The following is a 23811-nucleotide window of genomic DNA, read 5'->3' on the forward strand; positions in this document are numbered from 1 at the left end:
GGCGGTGTTCGTCACACCGCAGCCGCGCGATCAGGCGAAGACGGGCGAGGCAGGTGGGGCGCGGGAGTGGAAGGGCCGGGCGGCGGGCAGGTCGGGCCAGCGCCAGGCCAGGCTGGCCGGCTTGACCGGCTTGCCGAAAGCCAGCACCGGCAGGTCGAAGCTGCCGTGGTGGCTGTCAGCCAGCGTCGCGCCATCGAACAGCACGCACGAGTGCAGGCCGAGCTTGAGCGCGAAGGAATCGGTATGGGTGTCGGTACTATCGGCGGCGGCTTCGACCGTCACAGGCACCGTCGCGCCCGGCAGGCCGCCGTGCACCACACGGTGGACCAGACCGGCGTGCTGGGCCAGCAGCAGGCACAGCACGAGGCACAGCGCGGTCCAGAGGCCGGGGCCGCGCGCGCGCCAGCGGGCCATGTGGCCGCTGATACGGTCGGCGAGAAAGGAGGTGTCAGTGCGCATGGCCGCAATCGCACGCGTCATCGCCATGATCGTGGTCATGGTCGTGCGCGTGGTCATGATCGTGATCGTGATCGTCGGCGAATGCATCGCCCCAGTCGGGGAACGGGTCGGGGTAGGCCGCCCACGCTTCGGGGCCCGCCGCGAGTTCGGCGTCGGTCAGCAGGCAGGCGTCCAGCCGGGCTTCGAGCCCCGGGGCGTCGAGGTTCTCGCCGATCAGCACGAGTTCCTGGCGGCGGTCGCCGTATTCGGCGGGCAGGCCGTCATCGACCATGTCGGCCTCGATGCCGGCACGCGAGGCGGCGTCAGCCGGCCATTCCTCGGCGTCGATCGCGGCCCACCAGGCGCCGGCGGCACCGGGACGGCACACGCCGCCCGCCTGATGCCAGTCGCCGGCAATGTCCATGCGGCTGGCCAGCCAGAAGATGCCCCGGGAGCGCAGCACGTCGCCATGCTCGCGCATCCATTCGGTATGAATCAGGTCTGCAAAACGCTGCGGATGGAACGGGCGGCGCCGGCGGTACAGCAGGGCCCCCATGCCAGCGGCGGCCGGCACCGGCTCGCCCTGCAGTGCCACCTGCCAGCCGGCGGCGTTCGGCGTGGCATCCGGGTCGAAGCGGCCCGTGCCGAGCACGCGCCCGGCCGGCACCTTGCCGTGGCTCGCATCGACCAGGTCGGCGCGCGGGTTCAGCGCGTGCAGCACCGCGTGCAGGCGGCCCAGCTGGCCGGCATCGACCAGGTCGATCTTGTTGATGACGATGACGTCCGCCACTTCGATCTGGTCGATCAGCACGTCCACGACGGTACGGTCGTCGCCGTCATGGGCGGCGAGGCCCCGCTCGGACAGGAAATGGGCGTCGTGATAGTCGCGCAGGAAGCGCTCGGCATCGACTACCGTCACCAGCGTGTCCAGGTGCGCCACGCCCGCCGGGGCGTCGCCGTGGGCGTCTTCGAAGGCGAAGCCCTCGGCAATGCCGAGCGGCTCTTCGGTGGCCTGGGCCTCCACCACCACGTAGTCGTGCTGGCCGGCCTGCGCCAGACGGTCCACCTCGGCCAGCAGGTCGCCCTGGCTCGCGGCCACGGCCACGCGCGCGCCGCCCTGCGCGAGCAGGTGTTGCAGCACGGTGGTCTTGCCGGCGCCGGAGAAGCCGGACAGCACGGTGACGGGCAGACGAGGAGCCATGGAACGGGTGATTTTGGCGATGGGCGCCAAAGCGGCGCGCAAGGTGTTATTGCAACAAGGTTGCGACTGTAGCAGAAAGCCGCCCCGGACGACAGCCCGGCCATGGCACCACAAAGGGCGGGCGTCCTGCCATGGTAGTGCCGTGGCCGGCGTGAGACAAACCTCGTCGCCAAACTCGCCCGAAACGGGTCAGCAAACGGGTCGCAAACGGGTCACCAAACGCGTCACCCAAACAAAACGGCCCGGATGACCGGGCCGTGTTTGTCGGAGCGGAGCGGGAGATCAGTCCCCGAACAGCCTCTGGCGCAGTTCGCGGCGCTGCTGCGCTTCCAGCGACAGCGTGGCCGTCGGGCGGGCCAGCAGGCGCGGTACGCCGATCGGCTCGCCGGTTTCCTCGCACCAGCCGTAGTCGCCGGACTCGATGCGCTGCAGCGACTGCTCTACCTTCTTCAGCAGCTTGCGCTCGCGGTCGCGGGTGCGCAGTTCGAGCGCGTGTTCTTCCTCGATGGTGGCGCGGTCGGCCGGGTCCGGCACGATCACCGTCTCGCGCAGGTGTTCCGTGGTCTGGTCCGCATTCTTGAGGATTTCGTCGCGAAGCTGCTCAAGGCGATTCTTGAAGAAGGCCAGTTGCGCCTCGTTCATGTAATCCTTGTCGCTCATCTTCAGGATTTCAGCTTCAGTCAGAAGTTTGTTGCTGCTCATGGTTGCTGCTGATTCTCTTGTTGATGCGACCGGCGGCGTCTTGGTCCGCTCGGGTGCAGTGGCCGCCCGCTTGCGCGGTGCGGTCGGTTCACTCTGGCTGGCTGCAGTCTTGCTGCTTCGCGTGCCTCCCTTGGCCTCGCCCGCATCGGCGTGCGCCGTACTGCCGCGGGGAGCTGGCGCTGCCTTCACTGCTGGCTGCGCGTCTGGCGTCTCCGCCGCAGCGGTGCCTGTCTTGCTGCGGCTTTCTTTGGTCTTGGTTGCGGCTGTCATGGGGACACCTCTCTCTACGCGTCGACGAGTGACGGCGCTGTTGCCAAGGTACCCCAAGCGGAGGGCGGTCTCCGCATGAAGCACTGCGACCGCGCCTGCCGGCGGCCCGCCTCATGCTGACGACGACCGCCGCCCTGCCAATACCGGCGCCGCCAAAACGTGCGCCGCCCGTATCAAATCCGGCCTATTGTACTTGAACAAATTTTTCGTAGATATGGGAGAAAGCCGGACAAGAGACAGGAGTTTTCCCGGTACCCCGCCGAAAGGAGGGGCAGGGCGGGTGGAAAGCCGGTCCGGCGGCAACCGCCACAGAATGCGGCGGTTGCTTCACATCAGAGCCAGGGGCTCAGGCCAGGCAGGCGGCCAGTCCCTTGAGGATGGCATCGCGCGGCAGGTCCACGCCGATAAAGACCATCTTGGTGCCCGGGGTCTCGTCCTCCCACTTGGCGCCGATGTCGCTGCCCATCAGCTGGTGCACGCCCTGGAACACCACCTTGCGGTCCACGCCTTCCATATAGAGCACGCCCTTGTAGCGCAGCAGCTTCTCGCCATAGACCGACAGGATGCCCGACAGGAATTCCTCGAGCTTGCCGTAGTGGAACGGCTTGTCGCTGCGGAAGACGAACGAGGCGATGTGGTCAGTATGGTGGTGATGGTGGTGGTGATCGTGCACGCCATGCCCGTGACCGTGGTCATCGTGGTCGTGGCCGCAGTGCTCGTCGTGCACGTGGCCATGATCGTGGTCATGGTCGTGCTCATCGTGCTCATCGTGCTCGTGGGCCTCGGCGCGCAGGAAATCGGGGTCGATCTCCAGCTTCTCGTTCAGGTTGAAGCCGCGCAGGTCGAAAATCGTGTCGATCGGGGTCTCGCCGAAGTTGGCGGTGCGGATCGGTGCGCGCGGGTTCATGTGCAGCAGGCGGTGGCGCAGGTCGGCCACTTCGGCCTCGGGAACCAGGTCGGACTTGGTGATGAAGATGGCGTCGGCAAAGCCCACCTGGCGCTGCGCTTCCTCCTGCTTGTCCAGCTGGAGATTGCCGTGCTTGGCGTCCACCAGCGTGATCACGGCGTCCAGCAGGTAGCGCGCGGCGATTTCCTCGTCCATGAAGAAGGTCTGCGCCACCGGGCCCGGGTTGGCCACGCCGGTGGTCTCGATCACCACGCGGTCGAAATCGAACTTGCCTTCGTCGCGCTGGGTGATCAGGTCGGACAGCGCCTGCACCAGGTCGCCCCGGATGGTGCAGCAGATGCAGCCGTTGCTCATCTGCACGATCTGCTCGCGGCCGTCCTGCACCAGGATCTCGTTGTCGATGTTCTCCTCGCCGAACTCGTTCTCGATGACGGCGATCTTCATGCCGTGCTGCTCGGTGAGGATGCGCTTGAGCAGCGTGGTCTTGCCGCTGCCGAGGAAGCCCGTCAGGATCGTGACCGGGATCAGTTTGGACATGTCTTGGAACTCCGGGAAAGGTTTGCGGCGCCTAGTGCGCGCCGCCGGCGCCGCGCGTGCGGCCGCATTCAGCGCACACACCGTTGACGGTCAGCTCCACGTGCTCGACGGCAAAGCCGCGCGGCACCTTGGGCGCCACCGACGGTGCGGGCACGCCGGCCGCCTCGAGGCAGAACGTGCGGTCGCAGCGGGTGCAATGGAAATGGCTGTGCTGGCGATGGACCTCGGCGCGCGCGGCCTCGTGCTCCACCAGCGTGAAGCGGAACACGCGGTCATGGCCCGCGCGCTTCTGCGCCAGCCCCTGCTCGACCAGCCAGTCGAGCACGCGGTAGACCGTGACGCGGTCCACGTCGCCATCGGCCGGCAGGCGGTCGATCACGGCCTGGTGCGTGAGCGGGTCTTCGGCGTCGATCAGACAGGCGAGGATGGCCACGCGCGGCTGCGTCACGCGCGCGCCCAACTGGCGCAGGCGCGCCTGCGCGGCTTCCAGCGTGGCGTCGGGGAGCGGTCCGGCTGCCTGGGCGGCCAGATGCGGGGCGGTGCGTGTCATGCGGGCCATTTAACCATAGCGCCCGGGTCGATGCAATTCAGTTGCGTAAGCGGCCGCGCGGCGCAAGCGTGGCACAAGCGTGGCAAATCCGCCGAAAACGCCGCTTTCTCGCGGGTTAGCCCCTATACCTCGCTAATCTTTCAGGTTGCTAACATCCACCTCCGGCTCCGCCTGTCAGCGGGGTCAGTTGCTGTTCGCTTCCCATACATTGAGCCGATGGTCACCGCGTGTTTTCCGATATGGACCGCGACCGGCGGCGCCGCCTCCCAGGCGGCCCGGCCGGCGGCAAGCGTGAAGAGAGGAGGAGGCAAGGCGGACGGTGAGAACGGGAAAAGCAGGGTATCCAGGAGAGACAGTAATGAAACGAGTTGCAATGCATTTCGCGGCCGCGCTGGCAGTTGCCGGCGTGGGCGTTTTCACGGGGGCCCAGGCTCAGGAATATCCGGGCAACAAGCCCGTCCAGGCCGTGGTGCCGTTCGCGGCCGGCGGCCCGACCGACAAGGTGGCGCGCGAGCTGACCATGGTCATGTCCAAGCACCTGGGCACCACCATCGTGATCGAGAACCTGGGCGGCGCCGGCGGCACCATCGGCGCCAAGAAGGTGGCCCAGGCCAAGAATGACGGCTACACCATCCTGATCCATCACATCGGCATGTCTACGGCCCCGGCGCTGTACCGGAACCTGGGCTTCGACCCGCTCAAGGACTTCGAGATGGTCGGTGAAGTGGCCGACGTGCCGATGGTGCTGGTGGGCAACAAGCAGCTGCCGCCGGCCACCTTCAAGGACCTGGTGCCGTACATCAAGGCCAATGCCAGCAAGCTGTCGCTGGCCAACGCCGGTATCGGCTCGGCCTCGCACCTGTGCGGCCTGCTGTTCCAGAGCGCAATCCAGACCGAGCTGACCACCGTGCCGTACAAGGGCACGGCGCCGGCGCTGACGGACATCCTGGGCGGCCAGGTCAACCTGATGTGCGACCAGACCACCAACATCGCCGGCCAGCTGAAGGCGGGCGCGCTGAAGCCGTACGCGGCCATGCAGTCGCGCCGCGTGGAGGCCTTCAAGGACATCCCGACCGCGGCCGAGCAGGGCCTGCCGGGCGTGGAAGTGAAGATCTGGCACGCCATGTACGCCCCGAAGGGCACGCCGAAGCCGGTGATCGACAAGCTCTCCGCCGCGCTGCAGAAGGCGGTGACCGACCCGACCTTCCGCGCCAAGATGGCCGAGCTGGGTGCCGAGGCCGTGCCGGCCCAGCGCGCCACGCCGGATTCGCTGCGCACGTTCCTGACGTCGGAAATCAACAAGTGGACGCCGGTGATCAAGAAGGCCGGGGTGTACGCGGACTAAGCACGGACTAACCCCCGCGCCAGCCCGGAAGGCATAAGGCCACGCAGCGATGCGTGGCCTTTTTGCTTTGGCCCCCGGCCGGGCGCTTCTACCTTCTATATTGTGTGGATTGCCCGTGTCGGGCGCTTGTGATGCGTGCGGCTCTTGAAAGCGCGCCGCGTGTCGCCACCTACCCCCCTGACACATTCCACAGATCACAGAAGGACCACGAAGGCACCATGGAACAGTATCACGGCACTACCATCGTCAGCGTCCGGCGCGGCAACCAGGTTGCGCTCGGCGGTGACGGCCAGGTCACTCTCGGCAATATCGTGATGAAGGGTACGGCACGCAAGGTGCGCCGCATCTACAACGGCAAGGTGCTGGTCGGGTTTGCCGGCAGCACGGCCGACGCCTTCTCGCTGCTCGACCGCTTCGAGGCCAAGCTCGAGAAGTACCAGGGCAACCTGACCCGCGCCGCGGTGGACCTGGCCAAGGACTGGCGCTCGGACCGCGCGCTGCGCCGGCTCGAGGCCATGCTGATCACGGCCGACCGCGACACCACGCTGGTCATTACCGGCAACGGCGACGTGCTGGACCCCGAGGGCGGCATCGCGGCCATCGGCTCGGGCGGCGCGTACGCGCAGTCGGCGGCCAAGGCGCTGGTCGAGAACACCGAGCTGGCCCCCCAGGATGTGGTCGAGAAGGCGCTGACCATCGCCGGCGAGCTCTGCATCTACACGAACACGAACTTCGTCATCGAGACGCTGGAATAAGCGTCGCCGCGTGGCGCTGCACCGCCCTGCACTGAACCCCCGGATACCATGTCGCAAACCATGACCCCTTCGGAAATCGTTTCCGAACTCGACAAGCACATCATCGGCCAGAACAAGGCCAAGAAGGCCGTGGCCGTGGCGCTGCGCAACCGCTGGCGCCGCCAGCAGGTGGAAGACCCGCTGCGCCAGGAAATCACCCCGAAGAACATCCTGATGATCGGGCCCACCGGCGTGGGCAAGACCGAGATCGCGCGCCGGCTGGCCAAGCTGGCCGATGCGCCGTTCATCAAGATCGAGGCCACCAAGTTCACCGAAGTGGGCTACGTCGGCCGCGACGTGGACACCATCGTGCGTGACCTGGCCGAGATGGCCATCAAGCAGACGCGCGAATCGGAAATGAAGAAGGTGCGCACCAAGGCCGAGGACGCCGCCGAGGACCGCATGCTGGACGTGCTGCTGCCGCCGCCGCGCGACATCGGCTTCGCCCAGACCGAGGACAAGGACTCGAACACGCGCCAGGCCTTCCGCAAGAAGCTGCGCGAGGGCCAGCTCGATGACAAGGATATCGAGCTGGAAGTGGCCGCCGGCCTGCCGAGCATGGACATCATGGGCCCGCCGGGCATGGAAGACATGACCGAGCAGATCCGCACGATGTTCGCCGGGCTGGGCCAGGGCAAGAAGCATCGCCGCAAGATGAAGGTCAAGGAAGCGTTCAAGCTGCTGATCGACGAGGAGGCCGCCAAGCTCGTCAACGAGGAGGAGCTGAAGCACAAGGCCATCGCCAACGTCGAGCAGAACGGCATCGTGTTCCTGGACGAGATCGACAAGATTGCCAGCCGCAGCGACGTGGGCGGCGGCGAGGTGTCGCGCCAGGGCGTGCAGCGCGACCTGCTGCCGCTGGTGGAAGGCACCACGGTGAACACCAAGTACGGGATGATCAAGACCGACCACATCCTGTTCATCGCCTCGGGCGCGTTCCACCTGAGCAAGCCGAGCGACCTGATTCCCGAACTGCAGGGCCGTTTCCCGATCCGCGTGGAGCTGGAGTCGCTGTCCGTGCAGGACTTCGAGGCCATCCTCACCCAGACCGACGCCAGCCTGACCAAGCAGTACCAGGCGCTGCTGAAGACGGAAGAGGTGGACCTGCAGTTCGCGCAGGACGGCATCCGCCGGCTGGCCGAGATCGCGTTCTCGGTGAACGAGAAGGTCGAGAACATCGGCGCGCGCCGGCTGTACACGGTCATGGAGCGGCTGCTGGAAGACCTGTCGTTCCACGCCACCCGCTCCTCGGGCGAGACGGTGACCATCGACGGCAAGTATGTCGATGAGCGCCTGGCCGACCTGGCCGGCAACGAGGACCTGTCGCGCTACGTGCTGTAAGCCGCCCCGGCGGATTTGAAGGAACAACGAGCCAGACCGATGTCTGGCTCGTTTTGTTTTGGGGTCTTGACCGGCATGTGTCAGCGGCCCGCGCGGATGCCTCCCGCCAGTAACGACCGTAAGCATTGGTAAGCATGCTGGCGCCGGACCTCGTCGAAATGCGACCCTTGCGCACCTTGCTGGTCGATGGACCGGAGCGGGAGCCACCGCACTTCACTTCAAACACCTGCCGGGAGTCTGCCTATGTCGCGCCAACCTTCGCGCACGCTTTTTTTCAAACGCAACCAGGTGCGCAAGCGCCGCGTTGCCATCGCCACCGCGAGCGTGGTGGCGAGCATCACCGCCGCCACCGTCTTCCTGTGCGTCCGGCCCGCCGTGACCCCGGCCGCCGCCGCCGCGCTGCCGATCCCGGCTTCGGCCTCGGTCCACGCGGACCAGCCCGAGCGGCAGGCCGCGCACGAGGGGCAGGCTGCCGCCACGGCGCTGGCCATCGCCTCGGGCGAGCTGGTCACGCTGGCCGACCGCCACGCCAGTGACGCCGTGCGCATGGCCGGCGTGGCGCATGAGTCGTCCGCCGACGACCTGGGCTGGGACTACGTCCAGCTGCGCCTGTAAGTCGTTTCTCTTCGCCCTGGCGTGCCTAGCGCGACACCGGCCGCTTGCCGAGCTTGCGCTGCAAGGTGCGCCGATGCATGTTCAGCGCCCGCGCCGTGGCCGAGATATTGCCGCCGTGCTCGGTGAGCACGCGCTGGATGTGCTCCCATTCGAGCCGCGCCACCGATAGCGGCGTGGGCTCCTCCAGCGCCGCCTCGGCCGCCTCTTCCGATATTCCCGCCATCAGCGCCGTCAGGATCGAATCGACATTGGCCGGCTTGGCCAGGTATTCGTCCGCCCCCTGCTTGACCGCCGCCACGGCTGTGGCAATGCTCGCGTAGCCGGTCAGCACGAGGATGCGCGCGTCCGGCAGCGCGGCGCGCAGCGGCGCCACCAGATGCAGGCCCGATTCCGCCTGCGCCGTGCCGCTGGCTTCGGCGGGTGGTCCCAGATGCAAGTCCAGCGTGACGTAGGCAAACGGCGTGCGCGCGGCCAGCGCCAGCGCCGCGCTGCCGTGGTGGGCCACCTGCACCGCATAGCCGCGCCGCGTCAGCGCCCGCGCGAGCGTGCCGGAGAAGACCTCGTCGTCATCGATCACCAGGAAGGGCGTTGCGTCGGTGGGCGCGGGGGTGTCTGTCATCACGGTTGGAAGTCGGGGGAAGTCAGGTTGAGCGGGGCGGCGCCGGCCAGCGGCAGGCGCAGCAGGGCCACGGTGCCGCCGGCGCGGTGGTCCTGCCAGGAGAGGCTGCCGCCAAGCTGGCGCGCGGCGCTCTGTGCGAGGTAGAGGCCGATGCCCTGGCCACCATGCGTGCTGGCCACGGGGGCCTCGCCCAGTTGCGCGCGCAGCGCCGGGGGGATGCCGCCGCCGTGGTCAGTGACGGCGAAGCGCAGCGCGTGGTCATCGCCGGTGATATCCAGCCGTAGCGGCGGCGCCTGGCGCATCGCGTGGCCCATGGCCTGCTGGCTGCGCGCGGCGTTGTCCAGCAGGATGGTCAGGATCTGGCTCACGCGGGCGGCGTCCACGGGCTGCGTGGCGGCGTCCGGTGCCAGCGTCGATTGCAGGCTGGCCTGCGGATGGCGCAACTGCCACCGCTCGACGAACGGCGCGAGCCAGGTGTCGAGCGGCTGCGGCGCCAGCGGTTCGCGGTCCGCGCGCAGCCGGGCCAGGATCGAGCGGCACAGGTCCAGCTGCTGCTCCATTGTGCGGAAATCCGGGAGGTAGTCGGCGACTGGCGTGGTCCCGCGCGCGGCGTCTGAGGCATCGCCCCGCAACTCGCCGGCGATGACCGCCAGCGTGGCCAGCGGCGTGCCGATCTCATGCGCGACAGCCGCCGCCTGGTCGTTCAGCGCCTCGGCGCGCGACTCCCGCAGCAGTTGCTCCCGGGCGAGGTTGAGTTGGGCATCGCGCTGGCGCAGCACGCCCGAGAGCCGCGCCACGAAGAAGGCGATCATCACCGCGCTGGCCACGAAGTTCAGCCACATGCCGGCCAGGTGGTAGTTCACCGCGTTGTCCGGGTTGTGCAGGTGCAGCGGCACGTAGTCGAGCAGCAGCAGCGAATAGCACGCCAGCGCGTAGAGGGCGAGCGCCGAGACAAACCGCCACGGCAGGATGGCCGACGCGATGGCAAGCCCCGGCAGGTAGAACGAGACGAAGGGATTGGTGGCGCCGCCGGTGTAGAACAGGATGGCCGACAGCGCGGTCAGGTCCACGATCATCTGGGCCATCAGTTCGGCGTCCGACGGCACGGTGTTGTGCTGCCCGTGCCAGTGCAGCCGCGCCACCGTAGTCACATTGAAGATGGCCTGCGCGGCGAACAGGTAGAGCAGCGGCTTGTAGGGCAGGTGGATGCCGGCCACCGATTCGCACGACACCAGCAGCAGCGCCTGTCCCGCCAGCAGCGCCCAGCGCAGCCAGCACAGGCGGCGCAGGCTCACCAGGCCGTGGCGCTGGGGCGCCACGCCCGGCATGGCTGGGGCGGGGGCCGGCGCGACGGCGGCAGCGGGGGGCGGCGGTGCGGTGAGGGGCGGGGTAGACGTGGAGGGCGGCATGCCGGCAGTGTAGCAATGCCGCCATGCCACGCGGCGGCGGCGACCCGGCGTGCGACACCGTGCCGCATTCAGGCCGGCCCCCGGCGCTGCCAGACTACGCGGTTGCCATGCCCGGCAGGTTCGGGAGCGCCATGGTCTAATAGCCGCCTTTCGCTGAATTCCGTTGATTTCGTGGAGATGTTACCGATGCAAGCCCGTTTTCGCGCGCCGCGCGCCGCCTCGATCGTCACCCTGGCCCTGGCCGGCCTGCTGGGCAGCGCACATGCGCTGGCACAGGTGGACGTGAGCAATGCCTGGGTGCGCGGCACGGTGCCGGCGCAGTCGGCGTCCGGCGCGTTCATGACGCTGCACGCGCATGAGTCGGCCAGGCTGGTGGGCGTGTCGTCGCCCGTGGCCGCCGCCGAGCTGCATGAGATGAAGATGGAGAACAACGTGATGCGCATGCGCCAGCTGCCGTCGCTGGACCTGCCGCAGATGCAGGATGTGGAACTCAAGCCGGGCGGCTATCACATCATGCTGATGGGGTTGAAGTCCCAGCTCAAGGCCGGGGATACCGTGCCGCTGACGCTCAAGATCGAGCAGAACGGCAAGATCGTCGAGCAGCAGGTCAAGGCGCAAGTGCGCGACCTGACCGCCGGTGCGCCGCCGGCAGGCGCCGGCGGCCATGGCGACCACAAGCATTAAGGCTTGGATCGCCCGATCCCTCCGGACGGTCAGCCGCGCAGGCTGATCGCCGCCTCCGCTTCCGATGCCGGCGTTGCCGCCGCCTGCAGCACCCGCTCGCGCAGCCAGGTGTGGCCCGGATCCGCCTCGGCCCGCTCGGGCCAGATCATGCTGTAGCTGAAGCCGGGAATCGAGAACGGCGCCTCGAAGATGGTCAGGCGCGGATCTTCCAGCGCTGCCAGCGTGCGCCGGGCCGCCGTCAGGACCATGTTGGTGCCGGCTATCAGCGCCGGCGCCACGCTCCAGTGCGGTACCGTGCACGCGATCTTGCGGCGGCCGCCCAGGCGCGCCACGGTGGCGTCGATCAACTCCCCGCGCTCGCTCGCCGCGCTCACCAGCACGTGGGAGCGCGCCAGGTAGGCCACGTGATCGAGCCGGCCGGTGTCACGCACCGTGGCGGCATCCACCGCACACGCAAAATCATCGTCGAACAGCACCGCCGTGCGCACGCCTTCCGGCTGGTAGGTGAAGGCGCCCAGCGCCATGTCGAGTTCGCCGTCGGCCACTTGCGCCGTCATCGTCTCGCGGCTGGCCTGCGTGACCACCAGGTCGATGTTCGGCGCGGCCTTGCGCACCGCGCGCAGCAGCCGGGGCAGCACCACCAGCGCGCCGTAGTCCGACATCGCCAGCCGGAAGGTGCGGCGCGCCATGGACGGCTGGAAGCCGCCGGGGCCGAGCAGGATGCGCACTTGCGCCAGCGCCTCGGCCAGCGGGGCGGTCAGTTCATGCGCGCGGGGCGTCAGCACGAGCCCGCCCTGACCGCGCACGAGCAAGGGGTCGTCGAGCAGTTGCCGCAGCCGCGCCAGCGAATGGCTGACCGCCGGCTGGCTCAGTTGCAGCCGCAGTGCGGCGCGCGAGATATGGCGCTCGGCAAACAGTGCCTCGAGCACCACGAGCAGATTGAGGTCGATTCCGCGTAGGCTATTCATGTGGTGAATATTAAACCGGAAGTCTCCGGTTATGCCATTCGTCGAGCGGAATTTTTAGAGCTTTAGGTGTCTTGCGAGGCGTCCCGCCGGGCCGTCAGGCAATCCGGACACAGGCAATGCTGGCCCGCGACGATCTGCCGTGCCGGCAGCAGCGGCTGGTTGGCGCACCAGCATTCGGGCAGGCCGGCCACGTAGCCGCACACGAAGGCCGCGCCGCAGCCGCTGCACCGCTCCACGGGGCGCAACTGGCCGGTCCGGATGGTCGATGGATCGGTCATGGCCTGGGGTCCCCATCGTCCTGCCCGAGCCGGCGCATGGCCTCCCGCATCGACCGCATCTGTCCGCTGAAGTGAGTGCAGGCCGCGCAGATGGCCAGATGGCCGCGCACGCGCAGCCGCTCGCCCAACGTCAGGGGCTGGTCCATGCCCTTCATGGTCAGGTGATGGATTTCCTCGCAGTTCGGCAGCAGGCGGCGGCGGGGTTCGGGCATGAGACGGATTCGGCGTTTTCCTACGTTGTGCTGCCCATATGGCTGTTGATGTCCCGCTGCCTCGACGTTGCATGCGCAGCTCGAACAATTAAAGAAAGTGCGATTTTTTCAAGGAGGCCGCTGACGCAGAATAGTCCTGCGCTCTGAGACGAGCAGACAGCCCGCTCCGGTCGCTTCCTTCTCTTTCACCACAAATTTCGAGCAAATTATGACACGCAAAATTATTTCCGCCGCCCTCCTGATCGTTGCAGCCTCCGCTTCGCAGATCGCTGCCGCTTCGGACGGCACCATCACTTTCACGGGAAATGTTACGGCGCAAACCTGCACCATCAACGGCGGTGCCGCTGGCAAGAACTTCTCCGTGGCGTTGCCGAAGGTTTCGACCTCGTCGCTGGCCGCCGCCGGTGCAACCGCTGGCCGCACGCCCTTTTCCATCGCCTTGACGGGTTGCAACCCGGTCGCCGGCACGGTGCGTACCTTCTTCGAGGCCGGCCCGACGACGGACCTGACCAACGGCCGCCTGAATCTGACCGGTAGCGCTGCCGGTAACGTGCAGATTGAACTGCTGAACCCGGATCTGACGCAGGTGAAGGCCGGCTTTGCCGACGCCTCGCAGAATTCGAAGCCGGTGACGCTGGCCTCGGGTGCTGGCACGCTGAATTACTACGCCCAGTACTACGCGAAAGGCGCTTCGACGGCTGGCGCAGCCAACTCGAGCGTCACCTACACGATCGCCTATCAGTAATGCCTCCACTCCGGGGGGCCGCCTGGCAATGGCCGCTCCCCGCAGTACGGCAAGCCTTGTGGGGCCGGCCGGAGTCTGCTGACTCCGACAAGGCCTGACCCCTTCAGGGCAACTCCGGCAACCCCTCCCTCCCGGGTCGACTTTCAAAGCGTGCCTCTGGCACGCAAGGGACCCCTTTTGCCTGACAACCGGCCATCCAAAATGCGTAGAAGTCAAAGGAAGTTTGTATTAAGGCCGGTGAGCCTCGTGGTCCTGGCAATGTTCGGCTGGGGCAGCGCCTTCGCACAATCCGCGGAGGAAACGGCCGGCAGCCAGAACGCCGGGGTGCTTGCCGAAGTTGAGTTCAACGACGAATTTCTGCATCACGACAAACATCGACGCATCGATGTCAGTCGTTTCAACAAGGGCGGCACGGCGCTGCCGGGCAGCTATCGGGTCGATCTTTTCGTGAATCAGCATTCCGTGGGCAAGGCGGAGATTACGCTGCGCCAGATCGGCGCGGACGTGCGGAACGTGCAGCCGTGCATGACCAAAGCCATGCTCGAGCGCCTTGGCGTGGCGATGACCAAGTTGTCGCCCGAATCGCTCGCCCTGTTACAGGACGCCAACACTTGCGCGCTGATGCCGGATCTTATCGAAGGGGCGCGTGCCACCTTCGACCAGGCCGATCTGCGCCTGGACGTGAGCGTGCCCCAGGTGGCGATGCTCCGGTCTGCGCGCGGCTATGTGGATCCCCAATACTGGGACGACGGTGTCACGGCAGCCACCCTCCAATACAACGCCAATGCCTATCGCAGCGAGCAATTCGGCACCGCCTTCAACCAGGCCTATGTTGGACTGAACGCTGGCTTCAATGTCGGCGCCTGGCGGTTCCGCCACAACGGCAGCCTGAACCACAACGACAACGGCACGCAGTACCAGAGCGTGCAGACCAATGCGCAACGTTCGCTGGCTTCCATCAATAGCCAGATCGTGCTCGGCGACAGCTTCACCGACGGCGCACTGTTCGACAGCGTGGGCGTGCGGGGTGTGACGCTGTCCACCGATGACCGGATGTTCCCGGAATCTCAGCGCGGTTACGCGCCGGCGATCCACGGGATGGCCAACACCAACGCCCGCGTGCAGGTGCGTCAGGGCGGCAACGTCATTTATGAAACCACCGTGGCGCCCGGGCCGTTCGAGGTCAATGATCTTTATCCCACCGGCTACGGCGGCGACCTGGAAGTGGTGGTGACGGAGGCAGATGGCACCACCCGTGTGTCCCGCGTGCCGTATGCGGCCGCCGTCAACGCGCTTCGGCCGGGCCGGCTGCGCTACACGGCGACCGCGGGCAAGTATCGCGATGCCAACGTGGATCGGCATCCGATGATGACGCAGGCCACGATCCAGTACGGCTTCAGCAATATGGTGACCGGCTATGGCGGCATCATCGCGGCGGAAAACTACCTCGCAGCCATGGGTGGCGCGGCGCTGAATACCAGTTACGGTGCGTTCGGCGCGGATGTGACGCAGTCCTACTCGCGGCAACAGAATCTGCCGGATCTGAATGGGCAAAGTTTCCGGCTCTCATTCAGTAAGATGGTAGCCCCAACCAATACCAATATCGCGGTGGCCGCTTATCGCTACTCGACCCGTCATTACCTCAGCCTGGCTGACGCCGTGCGTTTGCAGGACCTGCACAGCGAATTCGAGCTGAACGGCACGCCGCGCGGCAGACTGCAGCTCACGCTGAACCAGAGCCTGCCGGCGGGGTATGGATCGTTCTACCTGTCTGGCTCGACGCAGAATTACTGGAGTCGCACAGGGTCCAGCACGCAGTTTCAGCTTGGCTACAACAACAGCTACCGGCGCCTGACTTATGGCGTCGCCGCATCGCGCCAGCTCAATCTGACGACTGGCAAATGGGATTCTAGCGTGATGCTGAATCTGGGTATTCCTCTGGGCAAGAGTGCGCATGCGCCGTACGCCAGTTCGCGCCTGCAGTACGACTCCAATGGCGCGGTCACCGCCCAGCAGGCGGTGACCGGCACACTGGGCAAGGACAACGCTTTCGCCTACGGTATGAATGTCGATGTCAACAGCGGCACCGGCAGTTCGACGCGGTTTGGCGCCAACGCATCGTACGCGTCGCCCGTGGCGGGCTTCAACGGCAGTGCCAGCGTGAGCAGCCAGTATCGGCAGGCCAGCGTGGGCATGACGGGTGGCGTAGTGGCCTACGGCGGCGGTGTCGTGCTGACCCCGACCATTGGCGAAACCATGGCGATTGTCGAGGCGGATGGCGCCAGTGGCGCCAGCGTGACCAGCGGCAGCGGCCTGCGGGTGGATCCGTGGGGCCATGCGGTGGTATCCAGCCTGGCGCCGTTCTCCTTGAACCAGGTCGAGATCGACCCGAAGGGGTTGCCGATGTCCGTGGAACTGCGATCCACCACACAGCCGACCGTACCGACGGCGGGCGCGGTGGTGCGCGTGAAGTTCGAGACGGACCATGCCGGACGCGCGGCGGTCCTGCGGGTGCGCACGGCGGACGGCAAGCCCCTGCCGTTTGGCGCACAGGTACTCGATACGGAAGGGCAGCACGTGGGCGTCGTGGCGCAGGGCGGGCGCATTGTCGTGCGTGGGCTGAAGTCCGACAGCGGGGTGCTCCACGTGGCGCCGCATGGCACCTCGGAACCGGCCTGCCAGATTCCTTACGTGCTGCCGGCGGTGGAAAGCGGCAAGCCCGGCAAGTTCGCAGTGGTCGATATCACGTGCGAGTGACGGCGCTCCCCATTCTCTTTGTCTCTATTCGGGTTCAAGCATGAAGAAAATACTAAGGCTGGTCGTCATATGGCTGATCTCCCAAATGGCCGCCACGGCCTACGCGGTGGAATGTGCTTCCGACTCCATGACGTTCGTGGATGTCCTGTCCTCGCAGTTCAACGTGCCGGCCAATTCGCAGGAAGGTACCGTGCTTTGGCAGGAACAGTGGCCTTCCGTGCGGTTCACTTGCACTAATGCCAAGATCTCGGAGGAAATCTCGTTCTGGGTCAATCCGGACCGCCTGGTGCTTGGTGCGGGTGTGGAGCCGGCGATTATCTTTAACGGCAGGACGTATACGGCGATCAGCGGCAATGTGGGCACCGGTGTTTTCATCAAACCCGGAGAAACCCGAACTTTCACGCTTAGCTATACCGTCGCCATCATCCGCAAAGGCGTCGTGCCGCCCTCCGGCGTCACAGCTGTCTCCAGCTACCCCATGTTTCAAATGGACGGGGCGGGCGGGCTGAACTATCAGCGCGGGCTGAACTTCAGGCATGTCGTGACCGGCGGCACGTTCCACTATGCCGTGGGCGGATGCAAGCTGCAAACGGGAAGTGCGACAAAGGCGGTGAGCCTGCCTGCTACGCCGATGATCAACACGGTGGGCGGAACGGCTGGCGCCACCGATTTTTCCATTCGGGCAACCTGCGACAACCTTGCCAACAAGGTCAGTTTCCAATTCTCCGGCCCCACCGATCCCGCGGATGCGCGCCAGTTCCGCAACACGGCACCGCAGGGCGCGCAGAACATCGCCATCAACCTTGTGGCGCCCTATAACGGGATCACCATCCCGGCCCAGGGGGGGGCCGCGGCCATCCGCGAAGCATCTGTTTCCGCAGGTACTGCAACGCTAAACCTGCGTGCGTCTTATATTCGTACTGCATCGCCTGCCACGGCGGGTCCGGTTTCGGCGCAAGCCGAAGTCACGGTGACGTACAACTGAACGGCCTTCACTTTCCTTATCGTGCAATGACTCAACTACTCAAAGCGATGTTGGCTGCGGGCGCGTGCGCGCTGGCCTTGGCGAGCGCGATGCCGGCGCAGGCGGCAGTTGTCCTGGCGGCCACGCGCGTGGTCTACAACGCCTCCGATGCCGAGGCGACACTCCGGCTCAGCAACGAGGGCGACAGTCCGATGCTGACGCAGTCCTGGTTGGACAAGGGCGACGCCACCGCGTCGCCGTCTACCATCGACGTGCCGTTCACGGTGATGCCGCCGGTGTCGCGCATCGATCCCGGCAAGGCGCAGACCCTGCGCATTCTCTATACCGGCGAGCCGCTGCCGCGTGACCGGGAATCTGTGTTCTGGCTCAACGTGCTGGAGGTTCCGCCCAAGCCGGACGCCAGCGGCACCGATACCAATTTCCTGCAGATGGCGTTTCGCTCGCGTATCAAGCTGTTCTTCCGCCCCGAGGGGCTGAAGGGCCAGGCCGCGGATGCCCCCTCCCAGCTCGTCTGGCGCCTGGTGCCGCAAGGCAGTGCGGGCAAGGGTCCGGCGCTCGAGGCGCGCAATCCCACCGCTTACCACGTGTCGTTGGGAACCGTGGAGCTGGTGGGCGGCGGCAAGTCGGCAAAGTTCGATGACGGCGTCATGGTGGCGCCCGGTGAAGCCCAGACGATTGCGCTGACCGGTGAACTGCCCTCGACGGCACAGGCCACGGTGAAATACCAGGCCATCAACGACCACGGCGGCGTCCTGGAGGGCGAATCGTCGTTGGCCCCGGCGATGTCGGCCTCAGGCACGCCGTAAACGGCCACGGCCAGGAGTCCGCCGCGCCTGGGGCTTCCCTTACGGCGCGGCGGGGGCGATTGTTGTATTCGCACCACGGTTGCCGAACCATTTCACTTCCAGGCATTCGCGCAGCCGCATGCGGGCGCGGTACAGCATCACCCATGCGTTGGTCGCGCTGATCTGCAATGCCTGACAGATTTCTTCGGTCTCCAGTTCAAGCCATTCCCGCATCATGAAAATCCGCGCAGCCTTGGCGGGCAGGCGGTCGACGCAGGTTTGCAGCACTTCGAAGAACTCGCGCCGCTCGAAAGTGCGGTCCGGGTCGCCCCAGTCGGAGGGGGGATGCTGGTAATGGCCGTTGCGCGTGAACAGCGCGTCGAAGGCATCCTGCTCGGATTGCGGCTCGCCATCGTCGCCCGTGGCCAGCGCCAGACGCACTTCGCGCCTGCCGCTGCGCAGGAGATCGACGATCTTGTGCTTGAGAATGCCGACCAGCCACGTGCGCAGCGCCGACTGGCCCGCAAAGCGCTCCGGGTGCTCCAGCGCGGCCAGCAGGGTCTCGGAAACGGCGTCTTCGGCGAGCGCCTCGTCGCGCAACTGCAACCGGGCAAAGCGCAGCAGATAGGGCCGCACGGCCTGGAGTTCGGCGGGATCGAGGCTCATTGCGGGGGCGGCATCGGGCGTGCCGGGGCTGAGGTTCTTGTCGTCTTCGCGCGTGCCGCGCGGTTTCTTGTAAAATCGGCGCCTGCCCGTCAAAGCCAGTCCGGCGGACGGATTCGCCATGATACCTGCTGATTCCAACGGATGTCCCTTGCCATGAACGCCGACAATCCTGGGCCGGCCACCACCACGGTTGCCGCCATCGCCCCCTCCCTCAAGGCCGAGATCCTCGCTGAGGCGCTCCCCTATATCCGCAAGTTCCACGGCAAGACCATCGTGGTCAAGTACGGCGGCAATGCGATGACGGAGGAGAAGCTCAAGCACGGCTTCGCGCGCGACGTGATCCTGCTGAAGCTGGTGGGCATGAACCCGGTGGTGGTGCACGGCGGCGGGCCGCAGATCGACGAAGCCCTGAAGAAGGTGGGCAAGGTCGGCACGTTCATCCAGGGCATGCGCGTCACCGACGAGGAAACCATGGAAGTGGTGGAGTGGGTGCTGGGCGGCGAGGTGCAGCAGGACATCGTCATGCTGATCAACCAGTACGGCGGCCAGGCCGTGGGCCTGACCGGCAAGGACGGCGGCCTGATCCGCGCCAAGCGCCTGCAGATGCCGGACCGCGAAAAGCCCGGCACCTTCATCGACATCGGCTACGTGGGCGATATCGAGGCGATCAACCCGGCCGTGGTCAAGGCGCTGCAGGATGACGCGTTCATCCCGGTGATCTCCCCGATCGGCTTCTCCGACGACGGCCAGGCGTACAACATCAACGCCGATGTGGTCGCCGGCAAGATGGCCGAGATCCTCAAGGCCGAGAAGCTGGTGATGATGACCAACATCCCGGGCGTGATGGACAAGAAGGGCAACCTGCTGACCGACCTGTCCGCGCGCGAGATCGAGGAGCTGTTCGCCGATGGCACGATCTCGGGCGGCATGCTGCCGAAGATCTCGTCGGCGCTGGACGCCGCCAAGAGCGGCGTGCACTCGGTCCACATCATCGACGGCCGTATCGAGCACTCGCTGCTGCTGGAAATCCTGACCGAGCAGGCGTTCGGCACGATGATCCGCTCGCACTGAGCCGGATTTGCGGGCGATGCGGGGCGGATTGCCGCCGCGCCGCCCGCACCCCTCCCACAAGTCATCCCCCTGCAGCCCGGCGTGTTCCTCAGACAACCTCACCAGCGCCGCGGCGTGGCGCACGCGCGCCCGTCGGAGGCATCGACCCCCGCCGCGCGGCGGCGTCCCCGGCATCCGCGGGTGCGCCGCCCAGCGGGCGACCAGTCGGGCGATATCGTCTGGCTGTTCGATCTCGACAACACGCTGCACGACGCCTCCCACGCGATCTTCCCGGCCATCAACCGGCGCATGACCGCCTATGTGGCGCGCGTGCTCGGCGCCGATGAGGCCACCGCCAGCCGCGTGCGGGTGGAGTACTGGCAGCGCTACGGCGCCACCCTGCTCGGCATGATCCGCCACCATGGCGTGGATGCGGCCGATTTCCTGCACGAAGCCCACGACTTCCCGGCGCTGGCCGAGATGGTGCGCGTGCGGCGCGGGCTGGCCGCCGCGCTGCGCCGGCTGCCCGGGCGCAAGATCCTGGTCACCAACGCCCCGCGCGACTACGCCCGGGCGGTCATGGCGATTGCCGGCATCGAACGCTGCTTCGAGCGCGTGGTGGCCATCGAGGACATGTGGGTGCACGGCCATCTGCGGCCCAAGCCTGACCGCCGCATGCTGCGCCGGCTGCTGGCGCGCACCGGCGTGGCGCCCCATCGCGCGGTGCTGGTGGAAGACACGCTGTCGCATCTGAAACACTATGCGGGCACGGGTATCCGCACCGCCTGGGTAACCGGCTACCTGCGCACGCTGGCGCCATCGCGGCCCCATCCGGTGCCGGAGACCGTTCCGGTCCCGGTCGATGCCGCCGTGCCGGGCGCCGTGGCCGACGCCGCCACGCGCACCGCGCTGGCCGCCGAAGACCGCCAGCACGTGGGCCACGGCGCCCAGGAGCGCTCGGTGACGATGATGGCCGCCGAAGCGCAGCTTCCGCCACCTGGCGCGGATGGCGCACAATACGGCACGGCGCCGCAGCAGTTGCCCGACCATGCCCCGCGCGTACGGGCGCGCGTGGTGAATCGGCCCGGCTATGTGGACATAAAAGTACAATCGATGCATCAACTCCTACGACGAATACGGAGAACCGGGTCATGACGCAAACCATCGAAAGCCAGCCGGAGGCGCCGCCGCTCGTGGCCGCCACCGCCATCCAGACCGCCGAAGGGCCCGCGCGCAAGCGCCCGCGCCCCGGCGAGCGGCGCATCCAGATCCTCCAGACCCTGGCCGGCATGCTTGAGCATCCGCGCGGGGAAAAGATCACCACGGCGGCGCTGGCCGCCAGGCTGTCGGTCTCGGAAGCCGCGCTGTACCGCCATTTCGCCAGCAAGGCGCAGATGTTCGAGGGCCTGATCGGCTTTATCGAGCAGACCGTGTTCGGGCTGATCAACCAGATCACCGCGCAGGAGGAGCATGGCCTGCGCCAGGTGCAGGCCATCGTGCGGATGCTGCTGTCGTTTGCCGAGAAGAACCCCGGCATGACGCGCGTGCTGACCGGCGAGGCGCTGGTGGGCGAGCACGAACGGCTGCAGGAGCGCATCAACCAGATGGTGGATCGGATCGAGGCGTCGCTGCGCCAGTGCCTGAAGGTGGCCGTCACGCAGGCCGCCTTCCCGGCCGACGCCGACATTCCGGTGCGCGTGGCGCTGATCACGGCGGCCGTGCAGGGCCAGTGGCACCGCTACGTGAAGAGCGGCTTCCGCAAGGCGCCGGGCGAGAACATCGACGCCCAGCTGCGGATCCTGCTGGGCTGAAACCAGCGGGAGGACCGGGGGCGCGTCACACGCGGCCAGCAGCGCACCCGGGAACTGCACTATAATGGCCGCGTCGCGCCGATTTGATGACTGGCTTGCGGGCGCGCGGCAGCCAACGGGGATCTCAGGATGACCGCCGGCTGCCACTATAAATGCGGCTAAAGAGGTTGGGTCGGTGCCTCGCGGGAGCAATCCACGATATGGCGCCGACGCGCGGGACACCGCGACATGCCCGACTTGGCTGCGACACACGCAACTGCCAGTCGGGTTTTTTTATGCCCGCTCGCCGCGGGCCCCCTCCATGACAGATGTTGCTATTCCTGCCGCCGTACCGGCTGCCGACCTGCCAGCCGGCTCCGTCGGCGTCGTCACGCCCCGGCGCATGCACTTCGCCGAGCCGCTGCCGCTGCGCAACGGCAGCCAGCTGGCCGGCTATGACCTGATGGTGGAAACCTACGGCACGCTCAATGCGGCGGCATCGAACGCCGTGCTGGTGTGCCATGCGCTCAACGCCTCGCACCATGTGGCCGGCATCGCGGCGGACAATCCGCGCGACATCGGCTGGTGGGACAACATGGTTGGCCCCGGCAAGCCGCTCGATACCGACCGCTTCTTCGTCATCGGCGTGAACAACCTCGGTTCCTGCTTCGGCTCGACCGGGCCGATGAGCACCAACCCGGCCACCGGCCAGCCCTATGGCGCGCTGTTCCCGGTGGTGACGGTGGAGGATTGGGTCAACGCCCAGGCGCGCGTGGCCGACGCGTTCGGCATCACGCAGTTCGCCGCGGTGATGGGCGGCAGCCTGGGCGGCATGCAGGCGCTGGCCTGGAGCCTGATGTACCCGGACCGGCTGCGCCACTGCATCGTGGTGGCGTCCACGCCCAAGCTGTCGGCGCAGAACATCGCCTTCAACGAGGTGGCGCGCAGCGCCATCCTGTCGGACCCGGACTTCCACGGCGGCAACTACTACGCGCACAACGTCAAGCCGAAGCGCGGCCTGCGCGTGGCGCGCATGATCGGCCATATCACCTACCTGTCCGACGAAGACATGGCCGAGAAATTCGGCCGCTCGCTGAAGTCCGAGGACATCCGCTTCTCGTTCGACGTCGAGTTCCAGGTGGAAAGCTACCTGCGCTACCAGGGCGACAAGTTCGCCGAGTACTTCGACGCCAACACCTACCTGCTGATCACCCGCGCGCTCGACTACTTCGACCCGGCGCTGGCCTATGGCGGCGACCTGAAGCGCGCGATCTCCCACACCCAGGCCAGCTTCCTGGTGGCGAGCTTCACCACCGACTGGCGCTTCGCGCCGAACCGCAGCCGCGAACTGGTCAAGGCGCTGCTGGACAACAAGCGGCCGGTCTCGTACGCCGAGATCGACGCCCCGCACGGCCACGACGCCTTCCTGCTCGACGACCCGCGCTACCACAACCTGATGCGCGCCTATTACGAACGCATTGCCGAGGAGATCGGCGCATGAACGCCTCCGCCAATCCCAATATCCTCGCGCTGCGGCCGGACTTCCGCGCGATTGCGCGCTGGATCGAGCCCAATTCCACGGTGCTGGACGCCGGCTGCGGCGACGGCAGCCTGCTGCGCGTGCTCCAGGACGAACTGGATGTGCAGGCGTATGGCATCGAGATCCGCGACGAAGGCGTGCTGGCCTGCGCCCAGAAGGGCGTGCACGTGATCCAGCAGGACCTGGAGGGCGGGCTGGCGCTGTTCGAGGACCGGAGCTTCGACACGGTGATCCTGTCCCAGACGCTCCAGACCATCCACAACACGGCCCAGGTGCTGCGCGACACCCTGCGCGTGGGGCGCGAGTGCATCGTCTCGTTCCCGAACTTCGGCTACTGGCCGCACCGGCTGTCGGTGTTCCGGGGGCGCATGCCGGTGTCGGAATCGCTGCCGTACCAGTGGTACAACACGCCGAACGTGCGCGTGCTGACCATCAGCGACTTCGAGGCGCTGGCGCCCAAGGTGGGCCTGCGCGTGCTGGACCGCGTGGTGATGCACGAGGGCGTGACCGTGAACTGGGGCGAGAACTGGCGCGGCAGCCTGGCGGTGTACCGGGTTTGCGCGGTGTGAACCTGGCTTGACGCCGGGGCCGGGTCGGCATACCGTACGACGATTACCGAACGA

The 23811-nt window shown here is 66.9% G+C and carries 25 protein-coding genes; 14 read left to right on the top strand and 11 right to left on the bottom strand.

All coding sequences use genetic code 11. The features are described 5' to 3' along the window. Positions 1-30 precede the first annotated feature (30 nt). The 5 genes from KHO18_RS08715 to KHO18_RS08735 all read right to left on the bottom strand — a co-directional run bounded on the left by KHO18_RS08715 (position 31) and on the right by KHO18_RS08735 (position 4605). Positions 31-516: a hypothetical protein gene (locus KHO18_RS08715; RefSeq protein ID WP_244844636.1), complete on the bottom strand. Its 486-nt coding sequence runs from the start codon at positions 514-516 to the stop codon at positions 31-33. Further along, the gene (locus tag KHO18_RS08720; RefSeq protein ID WP_144199217.1) at positions 449-1639 is read right to left on the bottom strand and encodes a GTP-binding protein; all 1191 of its coding nucleotides are present in this window, start codon (positions 1637-1639) and stop codon (positions 449-451) included. Before KHO18_RS08720 ends, KHO18_RS08715 begins: the two co-directional genes overlap by 68 nt. A 282-nt stretch (positions 1640-1921) precedes the next feature. Continuing rightward, entirely contained in the window at positions 1922-2611 is a 690-nt protein-coding gene (gene dksA / locus KHO18_RS28430; protein ID WP_244844638.1) for an RNA polymerase-binding protein DksA, read from the bottom strand. Positions 2612-2957: 346 nt separating this feature from the next. Next, positions 2958-4055, bottom strand: a complete 1098-nt coding sequence (locus KHO18_RS08730; protein WP_211943023.1) for a CobW family GTP-binding protein — start codon at positions 4053-4055, stop codon at positions 2958-2960. 31 nt (positions 4056-4086) lie between these two features. Next, positions 4087-4605, bottom strand: coding sequence for a Fur family transcriptional regulator (locus KHO18_RS08735; RefSeq protein ID WP_211943024.1), 519 nt, complete (start codon positions 4603-4605; stop codon positions 4087-4089). 358 nt (positions 4606-4963) lie between these two features. Between KHO18_RS08735 and KHO18_RS08740 the strand changes: the two genes are divergently transcribed. The 4 genes from KHO18_RS08740 to KHO18_RS08755 all read left to right on the top strand — a co-directional run bounded on the left by KHO18_RS08740 (position 4964) and on the right by KHO18_RS08755 (position 8700). Continuing rightward, positions 4964-5950, top strand: coding sequence for a tripartite tricarboxylate transporter substrate-binding protein (locus KHO18_RS08740; RefSeq protein ID WP_144199211.1), 987 nt, complete (start codon positions 4964-4966; stop codon positions 5948-5950). A 218-nt stretch (positions 5951-6168) separates the two neighbouring features. Beyond that, positions 6169-6705 (top strand): ATP-dependent protease subunit HslV, encoded by a 537-nt coding sequence (gene hslV, locus KHO18_RS08745; protein ID WP_144199209.1) that lies wholly within the window; start codon positions 6169-6171, stop codon positions 6703-6705. A gap of 48 nt (positions 6706-6753) precedes the next feature. After that, a complete protein-coding gene (hslU, locus tag KHO18_RS08750) occupies positions 6754-8085 on the top strand; it encodes an ATP-dependent protease ATPase subunit HslU (protein WP_211943025.1) in 1332 nt (443 codons plus the stop codon). 243 nt (positions 8086-8328) lie between these two features. Then, positions 8329-8700, top strand: a complete 372-nt coding sequence (locus KHO18_RS08755; protein WP_211943026.1) for a hypothetical protein — start codon at positions 8329-8331, stop codon at positions 8698-8700. Between the two features lie 25 nt (positions 8701-8725). Here the strand turns inward: KHO18_RS08755 and KHO18_RS08760 are convergent, their stop codons facing one another. After that, on the bottom strand, positions 8726-9319 hold the full coding sequence (locus KHO18_RS08760; RefSeq protein ID WP_144199205.1) for a response regulator transcription factor: 594 nt from the start codon (positions 9317-9319) through the stop codon (positions 8726-8728). Continuing rightward, positions 9319-10728 (bottom strand): ATP-binding protein, encoded by a 1410-nt coding sequence (locus KHO18_RS08765; protein WP_211943027.1) that lies wholly within the window; start codon positions 10726-10728, stop codon positions 9319-9321. Before KHO18_RS08765 ends, KHO18_RS08760 begins: the two co-directional genes overlap by 1 nt. 186 nt (positions 10729-10914) lie before the next feature. On the opposite strand from KHO18_RS08765, the gene KHO18_RS08770 reads away from it, so the two are divergent. After that, positions 10915-11412, top strand: a complete 498-nt coding sequence (locus KHO18_RS08770; RefSeq protein WP_144199203.1) for a copper chaperone PCu(A)C — start codon at positions 10915-10917, stop codon at positions 11410-11412. A 29-nt stretch (positions 11413-11441) separates the two neighbouring features. On the opposite strand, the gene KHO18_RS08775 is transcribed toward KHO18_RS08770, so the two are convergent. From KHO18_RS08775 to KHO18_RS08785, 3 genes are all read right to left on the bottom strand, one after another. After that, entirely contained in the window at positions 11442-12380 is a 939-nt protein-coding gene (locus KHO18_RS08775) for a LysR family transcriptional regulator (protein ID WP_144199201.1), read from the bottom strand. A 62-nt stretch (positions 12381-12442) separates the two neighbouring features. Next, on the bottom strand, positions 12443-12658 hold the full coding sequence (locus KHO18_RS08780) for a cysteine-rich CWC family protein (protein WP_211943028.1): 216 nt from the start codon (positions 12656-12658) through the stop codon (positions 12443-12445). Next, positions 12655-12870: a zf-HC2 domain-containing protein gene (locus KHO18_RS08785; RefSeq protein WP_144199197.1), complete on the bottom strand. Its 216-nt coding sequence runs from the start codon at positions 12868-12870 to the stop codon at positions 12655-12657. Before KHO18_RS08785 ends, KHO18_RS08780 begins: the two co-directional genes overlap by 4 nt. A gap of 208 nt (positions 12871-13078) precedes the next feature. Between KHO18_RS08785 and KHO18_RS08790 the strand changes: the two genes are divergently transcribed. The 4 genes from KHO18_RS08790 to KHO18_RS08805 all read left to right on the top strand — a co-directional run bounded on the left by KHO18_RS08790 (position 13079) and on the right by KHO18_RS08805 (position 18163). After that, positions 13079-13615: a fimbrial protein gene (locus KHO18_RS08790; RefSeq protein ID WP_144199195.1), complete on the top strand. Its 537-nt coding sequence runs from the start codon at positions 13079-13081 to the stop codon at positions 13613-13615. A gap of 177 nt (positions 13616-13792) precedes the next feature. Beyond that, a complete protein-coding gene (locus KHO18_RS08795) occupies positions 13793-16372 on the top strand; it encodes a fimbria/pilus outer membrane usher protein (protein ID WP_244844640.1) in 2580 nt (859 codons plus the stop codon). Positions 16373-16412: 40 nt separating this feature from the next. Then, positions 16413-17357, top strand: a complete 945-nt coding sequence (locus KHO18_RS08800) for a fimbrial protein (protein ID WP_186296880.1) — start codon at positions 16413-16415, stop codon at positions 17355-17357. A gap of 26 nt (positions 17358-17383) precedes the next feature. Then, entirely contained in the window at positions 17384-18163 is a 780-nt protein-coding gene (locus KHO18_RS08805; protein ID WP_144199189.1) for a fimbria/pilus periplasmic chaperone, read from the top strand. A 39-nt stretch (positions 18164-18202) separates the two neighbouring features. Here the strand turns inward: KHO18_RS08805 and KHO18_RS08810 are convergent, their stop codons facing one another. Then, the gene (locus tag KHO18_RS08810) at positions 18203-18808 is read right to left on the bottom strand and encodes a sigma-70 family RNA polymerase sigma factor (protein WP_144199297.1); all 606 of its coding nucleotides are present in this window, start codon (positions 18806-18808) and stop codon (positions 18203-18205) included. Between the two features lie 153 nt (positions 18809-18961). Here KHO18_RS08810 and argB point away from each other — a divergent pair, with 153 nt between their 5' ends. The 5 genes from argB (at position 18962) to metW (ending at position 23757) form a co-directional block, all read left to right on the top strand. Further along, positions 18962-19879 carry an acetylglutamate kinase gene (gene argB, locus KHO18_RS08815; RefSeq protein WP_092291393.1) on the top strand — a complete coding sequence of 306 codons (918 nt, stop codon included), beginning with the start codon at positions 18962-18964 and terminating at the stop codon, positions 19877-19879. 81 nt (positions 19880-19960) lie between these two features. Further along, positions 19961-21013 (top strand): pyrimidine 5'-nucleotidase, encoded by a 1053-nt coding sequence (locus KHO18_RS08820; RefSeq protein WP_144199187.1) that lies wholly within the window; start codon positions 19961-19963, stop codon positions 21011-21013. After that, positions 21010-21669 carry a nucleoid occlusion factor SlmA gene (gene slmA / locus KHO18_RS08825; RefSeq protein WP_144199184.1) on the top strand — a complete coding sequence of 220 codons (660 nt, stop codon included), beginning with the start codon at positions 21010-21012 and terminating at the stop codon, positions 21667-21669. The genes KHO18_RS08820 and slmA overlap by 4 nt, the downstream gene beginning before the upstream one ends. Positions 21670-21970: 301 nt before the next feature. Then, complete coding sequence (metX, locus tag KHO18_RS08830) at positions 21971-23149, top strand: homoserine O-succinyltransferase MetX (protein ID WP_144199182.1); 1179 nt, start codon at positions 21971-21973, stop codon at positions 23147-23149. Further along, positions 23146-23757 carry a methionine biosynthesis protein MetW gene (gene metW / locus KHO18_RS08835; protein WP_144199180.1) on the top strand — a complete coding sequence of 204 codons (612 nt, stop codon included), beginning with the start codon at positions 23146-23148 and terminating at the stop codon, positions 23755-23757. The genes metX and metW overlap by 4 nt, the downstream gene beginning before the upstream one ends. Positions 23758-23811 lie beyond the last annotated feature (54 nt).

This window comes from Cupriavidus campinensis, assembly GCF_905397395.1.
Taxonomy (GTDB): Bacteria; Pseudomonadota; Gammaproteobacteria; order Burkholderiales; family Burkholderiaceae; genus Cupriavidus; species Cupriavidus campinensis.

What these genes read in the sequence shown, in the direction of transcription:
- KHO18_RS08800 (WP_186296880.1), top strand. Translation starts at nt 16,413, where the DNA reads ATGAAGAAAATACTAAGGCTGGTCGTCATATGGCTGATCTCCCAAATG.
- KHO18_RS08730 (WP_211943023.1), bottom strand. Translation starts at nt 4,055, where the DNA reads ATGTCCAAACTGATCCCGGTCACGATCCTGACGGGCTTCCTCGGCAGC.
- KHO18_RS08720 (WP_144199217.1), bottom strand. Translation starts at nt 1,639, where the DNA reads ATGGCTCCTCGTCTGCCCGTCACCGTGCTGTCCGGCTTCTCCGGCGCC.
- dksA (WP_244844638.1), bottom strand. Translation starts at nt 2,611, where the DNA reads ATGACAGCCGCAACCAAGACCAAAGAAAGCCGCAGCAAGACAGGCACC.
- KHO18_RS08775 (WP_144199201.1), bottom strand. Translation starts at nt 12,380, where the DNA reads ATGAATAGCCTACGCGGAATCGACCTCAATCTGCTCGTGGTGCTCGAG.
- metX (WP_144199182.1), top strand. Translation starts at nt 21,971, where the DNA reads ATGACAGATGTTGCTATTCCTGCCGCCGTACCGGCTGCCGACCTGCCA.
- KHO18_RS08770 (WP_144199203.1), top strand. Translation starts at nt 10,915, where the DNA reads ATGCAAGCCCGTTTTCGCGCGCCGCGCGCCGCCTCGATCGTCACCCTG.
- KHO18_RS08780 (WP_211943028.1), bottom strand. Translation starts at nt 12,658, where the DNA reads ATGACCGATCCATCGACCATCCGGACCGGCCAGTTGCGCCCCGTGGAG.
- KHO18_RS08715 (WP_244844636.1), bottom strand. Translation starts at nt 516, where the DNA reads ATGACCACGCGCACGACCATGACCACGATCATGGCGATGACGCGTGCG.
- KHO18_RS08810 (WP_144199297.1), bottom strand. Translation starts at nt 18,808, where the DNA reads ATGAGCCTCGATCCCGCCGAACTCCAGGCCGTGCGGCCCTATCTGCTG.
- metW (WP_144199180.1), top strand. Translation starts at nt 23,146, where the DNA reads ATGAACGCCTCCGCCAATCCCAATATCCTCGCGCTGCGGCCGGACTTC.
- KHO18_RS08790 (WP_144199195.1), top strand. Translation starts at nt 13,079, where the DNA reads ATGACACGCAAAATTATTTCCGCCGCCCTCCTGATCGTTGCAGCCTCC.
- KHO18_RS08740 (WP_144199211.1), top strand. Translation starts at nt 4,964, where the DNA reads ATGAAACGAGTTGCAATGCATTTCGCGGCCGCGCTGGCAGTTGCCGGC.
- KHO18_RS08760 (WP_144199205.1), bottom strand. Translation starts at nt 9,319, where the DNA reads ATGACAGACACCCCCGCGCCCACCGACGCAACGCCCTTCCTGGTGATC.
- KHO18_RS08765 (WP_211943027.1), bottom strand. Translation starts at nt 10,728, where the DNA reads ATGCCGCCCTCCACGTCTACCCCGCCCCTCACCGCACCGCCGCCCCCC.
- KHO18_RS08735 (WP_211943024.1), bottom strand. Translation starts at nt 4,605, where the DNA reads ATGACACGCACCGCCCCGCATCTGGCCGCCCAGGCAGCCGGACCGCTC.
- KHO18_RS08755 (WP_211943026.1), top strand. Translation starts at nt 8,329, where the DNA reads ATGTCGCGCCAACCTTCGCGCACGCTTTTTTTCAAACGCAACCAGGTG.
- slmA (WP_144199184.1), top strand. Translation starts at nt 21,010, where the DNA reads ATGACGCAAACCATCGAAAGCCAGCCGGAGGCGCCGCCGCTCGTGGCC.
- hslV (WP_144199209.1), top strand. Translation starts at nt 6,169, where the DNA reads ATGGAACAGTATCACGGCACTACCATCGTCAGCGTCCGGCGCGGCAAC.
- hslU (WP_211943025.1), top strand. Translation starts at nt 6,754, where the DNA reads ATGTCGCAAACCATGACCCCTTCGGAAATCGTTTCCGAACTCGACAAG.
- KHO18_RS08805 (WP_144199189.1), top strand. Translation starts at nt 17,384, where the DNA reads ATGACTCAACTACTCAAAGCGATGTTGGCTGCGGGCGCGTGCGCGCTG.
- argB (WP_092291393.1), top strand. Translation starts at nt 18,962, where the DNA reads ATGAACGCCGACAATCCTGGGCCGGCCACCACCACGGTTGCCGCCATC.
- KHO18_RS08785 (WP_144199197.1), bottom strand. Translation starts at nt 12,870, where the DNA reads ATGCCCGAACCCCGCCGCCGCCTGCTGCCGAACTGCGAGGAAATCCAT.